Annotated in this window: 10 protein-coding genes and 1 pseudogene; 9 read left to right on the top strand and 2 right to left on the bottom strand. The window is 68.8% G+C overall.

Annotation, left to right across the window (positions count from 1 at the left end):
- The first annotated feature begins 4 nt into the window (after positions 1-4).
- The 3 genes from CMO28_RS11940 to CMO28_RS11930 are packed head-to-tail and all read left to right on the top strand — an operon-like array spanning position 5 to position 3,037.
- Entirely contained in the window at positions 5-1,459 is a 1,455-nt protein-coding gene (locus CMO28_RS11940) for a 2-hydroxymuconic semialdehyde dehydrogenase (RefSeq protein ID WP_322111338.1), read from the top strand.
- A gap of 19 nt (positions 1,460-1,478) precedes the next feature.
- On the top strand, positions 1,479-2,261 hold the full coding sequence (locus CMO28_RS11935) for a fumarylacetoacetate hydrolase family protein (protein ID WP_062764409.1): 783 nt from the start codon (positions 1,479-1,481) through the stop codon (positions 2,259-2,261).
- Positions 2,262-2,269: 8 nt separating this feature from the next.
- Entirely contained in the window at positions 2,270-3,037 is a 768-nt protein-coding gene (locus CMO28_RS11930; RefSeq protein ID WP_296713698.1) for an HpcH/HpaI aldolase family protein, read from the top strand.
- Positions 3,038-3,100: 63 nt separating this feature from the next.
- On the opposite strand, the gene CMO28_RS11925 is transcribed toward CMO28_RS11930, so the two are convergent.
- On the bottom strand, positions 3,101-3,886 hold the full coding sequence (locus CMO28_RS11925) for a transcriptional regulator (RefSeq protein ID WP_296713697.1): 786 nt from the start codon (positions 3,884-3,886) through the stop codon (positions 3,101-3,103).
- Positions 3,887-4,018: 132 nt separating this feature from the next.
- On the opposite strand from CMO28_RS11925, the pseudogene CMO28_RS11915 reads away from it, so the two are divergent.
- Positions 4,019-4,821, top strand: a pseudogene (locus CMO28_RS11915) (crotonase/enoyl-CoA hydratase family protein).
- 95 nt (positions 4,822-4,916) lie between these two features.
- On the top strand, positions 4,917-6,482 hold the full coding sequence (locus CMO28_RS11910) for a class I adenylate-forming enzyme family protein (RefSeq protein ID WP_322111333.1): 1,566 nt from the start codon (positions 4,917-4,919) through the stop codon (positions 6,480-6,482).
- 110 nt (positions 6,483-6,592) lie between these two features.
- Here CMO28_RS11910 and CMO28_RS11900 read toward each other — a convergent pair whose 3' ends face one another.
- Positions 6,593-7,357, bottom strand: a complete 765-nt coding sequence (locus CMO28_RS11900; protein ID WP_296713691.1) for a GntR family transcriptional regulator — start codon at positions 7,355-7,357, stop codon at positions 6,593-6,595.
- A gap of 325 nt (positions 7,358-7,682) precedes the next feature.
- Here CMO28_RS11900 and CMO28_RS11895 point away from each other — a divergent pair, with 325 nt between their 5' ends.
- The 4 genes from CMO28_RS11895 to CMO28_RS11880 all read left to right on the top strand — a co-directional run bounded on the left by CMO28_RS11895 (position 7,683) and on the right by CMO28_RS11880 (position 12,213).
- Entirely contained in the window at positions 7,683-8,798 is a 1,116-nt protein-coding gene (locus CMO28_RS11895; RefSeq protein WP_296713689.1) for a cupin domain-containing protein, read from the top strand.
- Positions 8,799-8,933: 135 nt separating this feature from the next.
- Positions 8,934-9,839, top strand: a complete 906-nt coding sequence (locus CMO28_RS11890; RefSeq protein ID WP_296713687.1) for a fumarylacetoacetate hydrolase family protein — start codon at positions 8,934-8,936, stop codon at positions 9,837-9,839.
- A 187-nt stretch (positions 9,840-10,026) separates the two neighbouring features.
- Positions 10,027-11,214 (top strand): ABC transporter substrate-binding protein, encoded by a 1,188-nt coding sequence (locus CMO28_RS11885; protein WP_296713685.1) that lies wholly within the window; start codon positions 10,027-10,029, stop codon positions 11,212-11,214.
- 81 nt (positions 11,215-11,295) lie between these two features.
- A complete protein-coding gene (locus CMO28_RS11880) occupies positions 11,296-12,213 on the top strand; it encodes a branched-chain amino acid ABC transporter permease (protein ID WP_296713683.1) in 918 nt (305 codons plus the stop codon).
- Positions 12,214-12,222: the final 9 nt, after the last annotated feature.

Below are 12,222 nucleotides of genomic sequence, written 5' to 3'. Positions count from 1 at the left end.
CGACTTGACCCGTTTCCTGAACTTCATCGACGGCGAATTCGTTGCCGGCAGCGGCGAGGCCTTCGCCAATCATTTTCCAACCACGGGTGAAGTCATCGGCGAGGTCTCCGCGGCCGGCCGGGCGGAAGTGGATGCGGCGGTCGGCGCTGCAAAGGCGGCGCTGAAGGGCCCCTGGGGCCGGATGTCGATCCCGGAGCGGGTGGCCCTGCTCCGCAAGCTGGCCGACGGCATCAACGCCCGCTTCGACGAGTTCCTGGCGGCCGAGATCCGCGACACCGGCAAGCCGCGCTCGATCGCCTCGCATATCGACATTCCGCGCGGGGCCGCCAATTTCAACGTCTTCGCCGACCAGATCCTGACCGCCTCCACCGAAACCTTCGAGATGGCGACACCCGACGGGGCCGGCGCGCTCAACTATGCGCTCCGCCTGCCGCGCGGCGTGATCGCGGTGGTCTGCCCCTGGAACCTGCCGCTGCTGCTGATGACCTGGAAGGTCGCCCCGGCGCTCGCCTGCGGCAATACCGTGGTCGTGAAGCCGTCGGAAGAGACCCCCGCCACCGCCACCCTGCTGGGTGAGGTGATGAATGCGGTGGGCATCCCGCGCGGTGTCTACAACGTGGTTCACGGCATGGGCCCGGGCGCTGCCGGCGAGTTCCTGACCACCCATCCGGACGTCGACGGCATCACCTTCACCGGCGAAACCCGGACCGGTGAGGCGATCATGCGCGCGGCGGCCGGCGGCATCCGCCCGGTCTCGCTCGAACTCGGCGGCAAGAATGCCGGCATCGTGTTCGACGATGCCGATCTGGAGGCGACGCTGGAAGGCCTGGGCCGCGCCTGCTTCGCCAATACCGGCCAGGTGTGTCTCGGGACCGAACGGCTCTATGTCCAGCGCGGCATCTTCGACCGCTTCGTCGAGGGGCTGGCGGCCAAGGCGCGCAGCTACCGCTTCGGCGATCCGTTCGACCCCGCCACCACCATGGGCCCGGTGATCAGCGCCGAACATCGCGCCAAGGTGCTGTCCTATTACGACAAGGCGCGGGCGGCCGGCGCGACGCTCGTCGCCGGCGGCGGCACGCCGGATGTCGCGGGCTATGCCGGCGGCTACTGGGTGGAGCCCACCGTCTGGACCGGCCTGCCCGAGGATGCGGCCGTGGTCCGCGACGAGATCTTCGGCCCCTGCGCCCATGTGACGCCCTTCGACACCGAGGAGGAGGCGCTCGCGCTCGCCAACGACACCCCTTACGGCCTCGCCACCTCGATCTGGACCACCAATCTCGGCCGCGCCCATCGCACCGCCAAGGGGATCGAGGTCGGCATCGCCTGGGTGAACTGCTGGTTCCTGCGCGATCTGCGCACGCCCTTCGGCGGCTCCAAGGCATCGGGTATCGGCCGCGAGGGCGGCATCCATTCGATGGAGTTCTATACCGAACTCCGCAACGTCTGCATCAAGCTCTGAGAGAGGGATCGGGTTTCCCATGCTGACCGAAGAACAGCGCGCACGCTGCGTCGAAAGCCTGCTTGAAAGCCACCGCACCAAGGTGCAGGGCCAGCGCCCGTCCGAGATGTTCCCCGAGATCGAGATCGCCGACAGCTATGCGATTTCCTCGGCCGTGGCCGCCGCCAAGGTGAAGGCCGGGGCGAAGATCATCGGCCACAAGATCGGCCTCACCTCCAAGGCCATGCAGGCGGCATCGAAGATCGACGAGCCGGATTACGGCTACATGTTCGACGATCTGGTGCTCGCCGACGGCGCCAAGGTGCGGTTCGAGGATTTCTGCGTCCCCCGCGTCGAGCCCGAGCTGACCTTCATCCTGAAGGAGCCGCTGAAGGGCCCGAATGTCGGCCTGGTCGACGTGCTGCGCGCCACCGAATGGGTGGTGCCCTCGATCGAGATCATCGATGCCCGGGTGACCGAGCCGCGCCGGATCTTCGACACCGTCGCCGATAACGGTGCTGCCGCCGGCCTGGTGCTGGGCGGCCGGCCGGTGCGGCCGACCGATGTCGATCTGCGCTGGGTGGGGGCCATCTTCTACCGCAATTCCGAGATCGAGGAGACGGGCCTCGCCGCCGGCGTGCTCGGCCATCCGGCGATGGCGGTGGCCTGGCTCGCCAACAAGCTCGCCCCCTTCGACGTGACGCTGGAACCCGGCCACATGCTGCTCTCGGGCAGTTTCACCCGGCCGGTCTGGGCGAAGAAGGGCGACACGCTGCATGCCGATTTCGGCCCGCTCGGCGCCGTCGCCGTGCAGTTCGTCTGAGGTGCGCGATGAAGGCCCCCTGCAACGACTTCAAGCGCCGGCTTGCCGCCGGTGAGGTTCTGAACGGCTTCTGGCTGTCGCTGGCAAGCCCCGTCGCCTCGGAAGCCCTGTCGCTGGCCGGCTTCGACTGGCTGCTTTTCGACGGCGAGCATTCGCCGGTGGATGTGGCCGGCGTGCAGCCGCTGCTTCAGGCCGCCGCCACCGGCACCGCCTCGGCGGTGGTGCGCCCGGCCTGGAACGACAAGGTGCTGATTAAGCGCCTGCTCGACATCGGCGCCCAGACCCTGCTGGTGCCCTTCGTCCAGTCGGCGGAAGAAGCCGCAGCCGCCGTGCTGGCCTCGCGCTATCCGCCCCATGGCGTGCGCGGCGTCGCCGGTGCCACCCGCGCCAGCCGCTACGGCCAGACCGAGGATTATTTCGCGGTCGCCAACCGGGAGATCTGCGTCCTGGTCCAGGTGGAAACCGGCGAGGCGCTGGGCCGGCTGGAAGAAATCGCGGCGGTCGACGGGGTCGACGGCGTGTTCATCGGCCCCTCGGACCTCGCCGCCTCGATGGGTCATCTGGGCAGGCCCGGCCATCCCGAGGTGCAGGCCGCACTGAAGGACGCCGCCGCCCGTATCGCCGCCACCGGCAAGGCCCCCGGCATCCTGGCGACCAACGCCGCCGATGCCCGGCGCTATGTCGACTGGGGCTATCGCTTCGTGGCCGCCGGGGTCGATATCGGCGTGCTGATGGCCGGTGCGAAGGCCATGCTGGCCGAGGTTCGCGGCAGCTGACATCCGACGCGATCGGAACGAGGCGCGGGGGAGGATGGCATGGCCATTCTCCCCCGGTCATGTTCAGCCGCCCGCCGCCCACTGGTCGAGCAGCCGGATCCAGAGCGCCTTGGCGCGGAGCTGATAGGCGATCATGCCCCCGGTCAGCCGGCGCCGCGTCTCGCCCGGGCGCAATTCGTCGGGCAGCAGCGGATCGCGCACCAGATTGCGGATCACCGTGCGGCCGATGGCGAGCGAGTCCGCCGCCACCGGCTCGGGCGCCGCTTCCCCCGCCTCGACCGCATCCTGCGCCGCATTGCCGAGCACCAGCAGCCGGTCGAGATCGGCCTCCGTCCGGTCCATGGAGGCGGCATCCCAGAGGGCGCGGGCGCGACGTTCATCCTCCGGGGCCAGATCATCCAGGCGAAACACGGTCGCCAGGGGCGCCAGGCCCAACTGCGTCAGATCATCCCGCAGCGCCGTCGTGCCGCCGGCCAGATTGTCGGGCCGGATCCACACCCCCTGGGTCAGCTGCCGGAAGCCGCGCAGCCTGAGCGCGCGGTCGTGGCGGCGAAGCTGCGGCCGGTCCGTCCGGTCGATCGCCGCATCGGCGACGCCGATCCAGGCACCGGACCAGGCGACCAGACGCCCTTCCCGCCGCCGCCAGCCTTCCACCTCGCGCACCAGCGCGCCGGCCGCGGCCAGCGCATGCACGCCCCGCGCCGGCGAGGCGATCACCCCGTCCGCCTTCAGCCGGCTGAGCGCCACCCGCACCGTCTGATCGGTGTAGCCGAACAGATTGCCGGCCCGGACCAGCGCCTTCAGCGGCAGTTCATGGGCGTCATGTGTCGTCAGAAGATCCAGAACCATCTCCCGCGCGTTGGGCGGGGTTGGATTCGTGACCGTTTCGGTGGAAACTGAAGCGTCGGCTTGCGATGTTTCGTCGATCGTCATTAAATACCATAGACTGAAGCAAACGGTTTGATGCGACGGAGGCGCCCGATGAACCCAGATGATACCACGTCCGAACGCCAGCCCGTCAGGGTCGAAACCGATGCCGGGATTTCAACCATCATCCTGGATCGCCCCGAGCGGCGCAATGCGGTGGACCGGCCCACGGCCCAGGCGCTGCGCGCCGCCTTCGCCGCCGCCGATGCTGATCCCGATGTGCGGGTGATCGTGCTCTGGGGGGCGGGTGGCACCTTCTGCGCCGGGCCGATCTGCGCGCCCTGGGCGACCCGGATCTGCGCAACGAGGTGGAGCCGACCGGCACCGGGCCCGGACCGATGGGGCCCAGCCGGATGGTGATCGACAAGCCGGTCATCGCCGCGGTCGCAGGCCATGCCGTGGCCGGCGGGCTGGAACTGGCCCTGATGTGCGACATGCGGGTCGTGGAAGAAGATGCCGTGTTCGGCGTGTTCTGCCGCCGCTGGGGCGTGCCACTGATCGATGGCGGCACGGTGCGCCTGCCGCGGATCGTCGGCCATGGCCGGGCGATGGACATGATCCTGACCGGCCGCCCGGTCGATGCGATCGAGGCGCTGACCATGGGTCTTGCCAACCGGGTGGTGCCGAAGGGCGAGGCACGCGCGGCTGCCGAAACGCTCGCCCGCCAGATCGCCGCCTTCCCCCAGGCCTGCATGCGCGCAGACCGGCGCTCGGCGATCGGCCAATGGGATCTGCCGATGGCCGAGGCCCTGGCACGGGAAGGGGCCGGCGGCTATCCGATCGTGTTCGAGGAAGCCATCGCCGGTGCCGGCCGTTTCGCGGCCGGGGCCGGGCGTCATGGCAGTTTCGACGACTGAGACGGAAGCCCCGGATCCAACCGGGGCCCGGAGCCACGCAACCATGCCGGCCGCGCCCACGCCCGCGGCCCCGTGACAGGGAGACCAGACGTCCGATGTCCGCCACCGCCTGTGGACCTCTCTACCGCGACCTGATCGACCAGGGTGCGCGCTGGCACGGCCCGCGCACCGCCATCGAGTTCGAAGGCCGAAGCCTGACCTTCACCGAGGTCGACCAGCTCTCCGCCCGGCTCGCCAACGCCTTCCATGCCGCAGGCCTCGGGCACCGCACCCGCGTGGCGCTGCTGCTCGACAACGGGCTGATGAGCGTGCCGGTCGATTTCGCCTGCGTGCGCGCCGGCATCGACCGCGTGCCGCTGAATTCCAGACTGTCGCTGCGCGAACACGCCCATATGCTGCGCGAAACCCGGGTCGGCGCCCTGGTCTACGGGCCGGAACTCGCCGGGCGGGCGGCAGAGCTTGCGGCCGAACTGCCCGATCTGACCCTGCTCGGCCTGGGCACGACCGAAGGCGGCGGCAGCGATGTCGTGGCGGCAGCCGCCGACCAGCCCGCCACCCCGCCCGCGATCCGGGTTGAACCCGACGACGTGGTGCTGACGCTGTTCACCTCGGGCACCACCGGCACGCTCAAGGCGGCGCAGCACACCCAGGCCTCCTATGCCGCGATCTGCCGTAACGTGCTGCTGAACCTGCTGCCGGCCGGGCCCGATGACGCCATGCTCCATGCCGCCTCGCTGATCCATGCAAGCGGCGTGTTCGTCCTGCCCTTCTGGCTGCGTGGCGGCCGCACGGTGATCATGCGCGGCTTCGAGCCCGATGCCTACCTGGCCCGGATCGCCGAGGACGGCATCACCGCGATCAACATGGTGCCGACCATGCTGGGCATGCTGCTCGACCGGCCGGGGGCGGCCGCCGTGGCGGACAGCCGGCTGAAAACGATCATCTACGGCGCCTCTCCCATGCCGCGGCCGGTGATCGAACGGGCGATGGCGATGTGGGGGCAGCACCGCTTCTGGCAGTATTACGGCCAGACCGAATGCCCGCTGACCATCTCGGTGCTCCGCCCCGAAGACCATGTTCCGGACCTGCTGGGTGCCGCCGGCCGGCCGGCGCTGGATGTCGAACTCCGCATCGTCGATGCCGCCGGCCAGGACGTGCCGGCGGGTGAGCCGGGCGAGATCGCGGTCCGCGCCCCCCAGCGCATGAAGGGCTATCTGGACGCCCCGGCGCTCAATGCCGAAACCCTGCTGCCCGACGGCTGGATGCGCACCCGCGATATCGGCCGGATCTGCGAACGCGGCTATCTGCACCTTCTGGACCGCACCTCGGACATGATCGTCACCGGCGGCTACAACGTCTATCCGCGCGAGGTGGAAGACGTGCTGGCCGCCCATCCGGCCGTCGCCGAATGCGCGGTGATCGGCCTCAGCGATCCGCAATGGGTCGAGGCGGTGACCGCGGTGGTGGCGCTCCGCCCCGACCACCGCGCCCGCGCCGCCGCCGAGCCCGAGGCCTTCACCGAGGAACTCCGCAGCTTCGCGGGCGAACGCCTGGCCGGCTATAAGAAACCGCGCCGGGTGATCGTGGTGGATGCGATCCCCAAAACCGCGGTCGGCAAGCTGAACCGCAAGGCCCTGCGCGACACGCATCGGGCGGGCTGACGCACCACGAGCGCCTCCCGGGTCATTGGACCCTGAATCACCGGGCCGGCTGCGATGCGTCGCAGCCGGCCCGGTCGCGTTCCGAGGATCAGGGCCGTCCACCGGTCATGTCACTTCCGCCCGGTCTCGATCCCCAGCCGCTCGATCATCCGGCCGGTGTCGCGCAGATGGGCGGTCAGCAGCTCCACCGCGGTCGGGGCGTCGCGGGCGATGGCGGCGTCCATGATCGCCTTGTGCTCGGCCTCGATATCGCGGCCAGCTGCGCCCCCGCTGCCCACCCCACCCTCGTCATCCGGGGCGGCGCCCGCGCGCATCAGGGCCGGGCGGCGATAGCGTTCTGTCTGGACATAGAGCATTTCCGACAGCTCCCGCGTCCAGCGCGAAGGACAGGCGGCGATCAGGGCGCGGTGGAAGGCCTGGTGCCGGCGCTCGATTTCCTCGATCGCCGGCTCGCTCGGCCAGTCGCCGGCGGCGCGCAGGCGTTTGCTGCAATGGCTGAGGGCATGGAAGGCCTGGACGATGCCGATCTCCCAATCGTCGCCGCCCCGGGCGATCGCGGCGGTCAGCGCCTCGCGTTCGATCATGATGCGGGTCTCGATCGTGTCCCACATCTCATCGACCGACATTTCGGCGACGCGGAAGCCGCGGAGCGCAAAGGCCGTCACCAGCCGCTCGCTCTGCAGCCGGGCCAGCGCCTCGCGCAGCGGCGAGAAGCTGAGCCCGTAGGTCTCCTTCAGATACTCGAAACGCATCGGCTGGCCCGGTGCCAGCCGGCCCGCAACGATGTCGCGGCGGATGGCGCGATAGGCCTGTTCGGCCAGCGTCTGGGCGGGCTCGGCATCGGCTTCGGCACGGATGGCGGCGGTGTCGGCCATGGCGGCTCCGGGGGTGGCGGGTCTGGATGGGGCCCATCTGGGTGGGACATCGGCCCATGGGATATGAACCCGGCGCGCGATCTTGTCCAGACCGCTTTCGCAGGACGTCTCCATCTTCGCCAATTTGCATGATCGACGCAAATTCTCAGGATTTTCGACAATCCGTTTGACTTTCTACAGACCGGGTCCTAGCGTTTGAACAGGACGCAGGCCGGGGCATGAGGTTTCCTTGAAGAGACCAGCCCGGGGCCGGCGCGCAGCCGGCGCGGGAGAGACGCCGGAATCGACAGACAGGGAAATTCCGGTCCGCAGGGAGAACCGATCGATGCGGGAAGACATTCCCGGCCGGGCGAATGTCGCCGACACGCCCGAACTTGCCGCCTATTACGAAGAGCTGGCCGCCCGCGAGATGGGCGCGCTGTGGACGGTCGCCAACGATATCGAGCCCTGGTTCCCGAAGCCGAAATCGGTGCCGGTGATCTGGCGCTGGCAGGATGTCCGCCCCTTCGTCGACCGTGCGCCGGGCCTGGTGCGGCCCGAAGATGCCGGCCGGCGGGTGGTGATGCTGGTCAATCCGGGCCGGCGCGACATCTCGGCCGCGGTCGGCCTGCTCTATACCGGCGTGCAGGTGATGGATCCGGGCGAATGCGCCAGCGCCCACCGCCATATGGCGAGTGCGCTGCGTTTCATCATGGAAGGTTCCGGCGCCTATACCATCGTCGAGGGCGAGCGGATGACCCTCGGCGCCCGCGATTTCGTGCTCACCCCCAACGGCACCTGGCATGAACACGGCGTGGCCGAAGGCGGCACCCGCAGCATCTGGCAGGACGGGCTCGACATCCCGCTGATGAACGCCCTCGACGCCAATTTCTACGCGGTCCATCCCGATCTGCATCAGGGCGAGACGAAGCCGGTCGACAGCTCCGCAGCGCTCTGGTCGGGCGGCATCATCCAGCCGACGGAGCTGCGGAAGAACTGGCAGAAACCCTGGTCGCCGGTGCTGAAATACGCCTTCGAGCCCGCCTTCGAGGCGCTGACCCGTGCCGCGAAGATCCATGAAGGCTCCCCCTTCGACGGGGTGATCATGGAGTATGTGAACCCGCTGACCGGCGGGCCGGTGATGCCGACCATCGGGGCCAGCCTGCAGCTGCTCCGCCCCGGCCAACATACCCGTGCCCACCGCCATACCGGATCGATCGTCTATCAGGTGGCCAGGGGCAGAGGCTTCTCGATCATCGACGGCAAGCGCTACGACTGGTCTGAGAAGGACATCTTCGTGGTGCCCTCCTGGTCGCTGCACGAGCACGGCAATGCGTCCGAGAGCGAAGAGGCTTGCCTGTTCTCGTTCAACGACCTGCCGGTGATGCACGCGCTCGGCATCTATCACGAAGAGGCCTATACCGGCACGCCCGACGGCCGCCAGGCGATCATCGCCGGCTGAGGCCCCGCCCACACCGACATCCTCTTCCCCCACCGGTCGCCCGCCCCCGCGCGGCCGGTCGCGGGAGGGCGCATGCCCGCTCTCCCGCCCCTCCCTTCCGTCACATCCCCCAATCGACGTCTTTTCGAGGACCTGATGAAGCTCGTCACCTTTGACCGGGACGGCGCGGCGCGGCTCGGTGCCGTCGCCGGCGACCTGATCGTCGACCTCTGCGCGCTGGCAGACGCTGCGGGTGAATCCTGCCCCGAGACCATGCTCGCCCTGATCGAAGCCGGCCCCGCGGCGCTGGACAATGTGAAGCGGCTGATGGCCGCCCATGACGGCGCCTGGCCCGCCGGCACCACGGTCAGGCTGGCGGATACCCGCCTGCTCGCCCCCATCCAGCGCCTGCCCAAGGGCGTGATCGGCGTCGGCCTCAACTACTCCGAGCATGTCGAGGAAAGCAGCCGGACGATGGACACCGATCGCGATATGCCCTCGCATCCGGTGATCTTCTTCAAGCCGCCGACCGCCGTGATCGGGCCTGAGGACAGCATCGTCCACAACCAGGCCCAGACCTCGCAGCTGGACTGGGAAAGCGAGCTTGGCGTGGTGATCGGCCGCCGCTGCCGCGACGTGGCCCCGGGCGACGCGCTCGATCAGGTCTTCGGCTACACCTGCGTCAACGACATCTCGGCGCGCGACCTGCGCCATGGCGGCCAGTGGTGCTTCGCCAAGGGCCAGGACACCTTCGCGCCGATGGGCCCCTGGATCGTGACGGCCGACGAGATCGAGGATCCGCATGCCCTGCGCATCGGCCTGCGCGTCAACGGCGTCACCAAGCAGGACGGCAACACCCGCCAGATGATCTTCCGGGTGCCGGCACTGATCGCGCATCTCTCGTCGGGCATCACACTGGAGCCCGGCGACGTGATCGCCACCGGCTCGCCGGCCGGCGTCGGCATTTCCTATGTGCCGCCGCAGTTCCTGAAGCCGGGCGACGTGGTCGAAGTGGATATCGAGAAGATCGGCGTCCTGCGCAATCAAGTCATCGCCGGCTGAGCTGCTGGTTTTTGTCCCTCGCCGGGCGGGCATTCCGTGCCCTTGGCCGCCGCCTCAATGGCGGCTGGGGGATGCAGGCCCATCGCCTTCCTCACCTCTTCCCCTCCCCGCACCCGGTGCAGGGCCGGCCGCGCGAACGAGCCGGCCCGCGCCATCCGTCTCAAGCCATGACAGGAGGCCAGACATCATGCGGACCAGGATCACCGCCTTCACCCTCGGCCTGACCGCCGCGACCGCGCTTTCGGGCGTGCTGCTCGCCGCGCCGGCCGATGCCGCCGACCCGCTTCGGATCGGCTTCATCACCACGCTCTCCACCCCCGCCGGCTATATCGGCGAGGATGAGCGCGACGGCTTCAAACTCGCCATCACCCAGGAAGATGGCAAGCTCGGCGGCGTGCCGGTGGAGCTGGTGGTCGAGGACGATGCGCTGAAGCCCGCCAATGCCAAGCAGATCGCCGAGCGCATGACCGGCGACGGCATCCGGCTGTTCACCGGCGTCAACTTCTCGAACGTTCTGTCGGCGGTCGCACCCACCGTGCTCAAGACCGGCGCCTTCTATGTCAGCCTCAACCCCGGCCCCTCGGTCTTCGCGGGCGGCGGCTGCAACCCGAACTATTTCGTCGCCTCGTATCAGAACGACAATTTCCACGAGGCCGGCGGCCTTGCCGCCAATGAACTCGGCTACAAGAAGGTCGTGATCCTGGCGCCGAACTACCAGGCCGGCCGCGATGCGCTGGAAGGTTTCAAGCGCACCTTCAAGGGCCAGGTCGTCTCCGAGATCTACACCAAGCTCGACCAGACCGATTTCTCGGTGGAGCTGGCGCGGATCCGTTCGGCGGCACCGGATGCGATCTACCAGTTCCACCCGGGCGGTGCCGGCATCAACTTCGCCAAGCAGTATGCCAATTCGGGCCTCGCCAAAGAGATCCCGATGGTGCTGCCGGTGTTCTCGATGGATGCGCGGATGATGGCGGCCACCGGCGATGCGGCGGAGGGCTATTACATCGCCAGCAACTGGAGCGCCGGGCTCGACAACGCCGCCAACAAGGATTTCGTCGCCGCCTTCGAGACGACCTATGGCCGCAAGCCGACCATCTATGCCGCCCAGGCCTACGACACCGCGAAGCTGATCGCCTCCGGGCTCGACAAGGTCGATGGCGACATCGAGAAGCAGGACGCGTTCCGCACCGCACTCAAGGCCGCCGACTTCACCTCGGTGCGCGGCAGCTTCGCCTTCGCCCAGAACCAGCACCCGATCCTGGACTGGTATCTGATGCGGGTGGAGCGCGGCGCCGACGGCCAGCTGGCCGATACGGTGGTGCGCAAGGTGGCGACCGCCATGCAGGACGCCTATGCCGCCGAGTGCAAGATGTGACGATATGACGTCCGGCACCGGACGACCGGGCGGCGGTGCCTTGCGCCGCCGCCGCACTTCCTCTCGCATGCGGAAGGGCCCATGTCCACGCTGCTGATCGAGCAGATCCTGAATGGTCTGCAATACGGCGCGATGCTGTTCCTGCTCGCCTCGGGTCTCACCCTGATCTTCGGGATCATGGGGGTGATCAACCTCACCCATGGCTCGTTCTACATGGTCGGCGCCTTCTGCGCCGCCTATGCCGCAACCGCCACCGGATCCTTCGCCGCGGCGGTGCTGGCGGCGCTGGTCGGCGCCGGGCTGTACGGGCTGGTGATGGAGCTGGTCGTCATCCGCCGGCTCTATGCCCGCGACCATCTTGACCAGGTGCTCGCCACCTTCGGCATGATCCTGTTCACCAATGAACTGGTGAGCGTGGTTTTCGGCCGCACGCCGCCCTTCATGGACATCCCGTCCTTCCTGACCGGCACCGTCACCCTGCTGCCCGATCTCGCCTATCCGGTGGTGCGCCTCGCCTTCATCCTGGTCGGCGCCCTGGTCGCCATCGGGCTCTGGCTGCTGATCACCCGCACCCGGATCGGCATGCTGATCCGCGCCGGTGCCGATGACCGGGCGATGGTCGATGCGCTGGGGGTCGACATCCGCCGGCTGTTCAGCCTGGTCTTCGCGCTGGGCGCGGTGCTCTGCGGTCTTGCCGGCGTGATGACGGCACCCCTGCTCGCGGTCGAGATCGGCATGGGCGAGCGCATCCTGATCACCACTTTCGTGGTCATCGTGGTCGGCGGGGTCGGATCCGTGCGCGGTGCGGCCGTGGGTGCGCTGATCGTCGGCATGATCGACAGCCTGGGCCGGGCCTATATCCCGATCACCCTCTACGAATTGCTGCCGCCCGAGATCGCGAGCACGCTCGCGGCCGGGCTGGTCTCCGCCAGCATCTATGTCGCCATGGCGGCGATCCTGCTTGTGCGGCCGCGCGGCCTGCTGCCCGCCCGAGGATAGGAAGGCATC

Source organism: Tistrella sp., assembly GCF_002684955.1.
Classification (GTDB): Bacteria; Pseudomonadota; Alphaproteobacteria; order Tistrellales; family Tistrellaceae; genus Tistrella; species Tistrella mobilis.
Note: the sequence above shows the minus strand (reverse complement) of the source record. Positions and strands in the feature narration are given on the sequence as shown.